This window comes from Methanosarcina sp. 1.H.T.1A.1, assembly GCF_000979295.1.
GTDB lineage: Archaea > Halobacteriota > Methanosarcinia > Methanosarcinales > Methanosarcinaceae > Methanosarcina.
The window spans coordinates 23,460-24,653 of record NZ_JJQY01000144.1 but is presented as its reverse complement, the minus strand read 5'-3'; the positions used below and the strand labels follow the sequence as shown (position 1 = coordinate 24,653).

Annotated in this window: 1 protein-coding gene; it reads right to left on the bottom strand. The window is 35.9% G+C overall.

All coding sequences use genetic code 11. The annotated features are described in order from the left end of the window. A partial coding sequence (locus EO95_RS14255) for a hypothetical protein (RefSeq protein ID WP_048135714.1) occupies positions 1-348 on the bottom strand: 348 nt, incomplete at its 3' end. Between the last annotated feature and the right edge of the window lie 846 nt (positions 349-1,194).

Below are 1,194 nucleotides of genomic sequence, written 5' to 3'. Positions count from 1 at the left end.
ATCTACTACGTTACTTACATTTGATTTTTGTTCAGGATCATCTACTACGTTACTTACATTTGATTTTTGTTCAGGATCATCTACTACGTTACTTGCATTTGATTTTTGTTCAGGATCATCTACTACGCCACTTGAATCTGTTTTTTGGAAGGTAACATCTACTACGTTACTTGCATTTGTGTTTTGTTCAGAGATATCTACTACATCACTTGCGTGGCTTTTTGTGCTGTTATCTGCTCCTGTAGCTGATACTGAAATTATTGAAAAAACAAGAATTAATAAAATCCAGGTTACTCTCCATTTTCTACCAGATATTATTCCTTTACACATCCCTGATTTTTTCTTCAATCACTACACCCCTTAATTATCCTTTTTTCAACTTAAGTTTGGGTTTTACGTTACTTTTCAAAGTGTCATCTTGATTGAAACCCAATTTGTTTAGAATTTAACTCTTTAGAACCCTTGTACCTACTTGTCGTATAATAATGGAAATCGGCCAGGAACCTATCCGAAAAGTGTTGTGACCTACCGTAACTTTCACAATATGCAATATTCACAGACGTGAAGGATGCTCGGATATTATAGATCTATTGTAACTTTTGAACATGCATTACTGACTTTTCAGATAGGCTCTAAGGTTTTTTGATAATCGTTCGTAACTTGGTTGCAGTTGGTTACGGTTTCTTATAAAAATATATCTTTTTGGTACAGTTACAATAAAAGCAAACCAGTGTTTTGGTCGTCCACTTATACAGGATTGGTGTTTTCAGGATAGAATACCAAACGCGACTTTTGATTGCTTTTTGATGCCTTTGCAACACGATGGCTCTACAAAAACCAAACTCACGGAGAAAGAACCGAGGGTAGACGTTATTGCGATTACTGTGAAATAATAACAACGAAATACAAATGGACGACCTACTTTGCTTTTTTGGCTTACGCTCATATAATTTTTGATAAAGACACTCCAAGCAGCGAAGAACATGAGAACGAAATAGTAAGCACTTCTTTTTCGGATTTCACACCATATTTTGACAAGGACTCGACTGAATTACAGAAAGAGGCTTTTTTCGATGATAATTACAAGGGCAAATATGTAACATGGTCTGGTACTGTGTCATCTGTGTCTGAAAGTTATGGTTCATATGCCTGTCTCTTATACACATCTGACGCTGCCGACGAATAGAGAGGTGT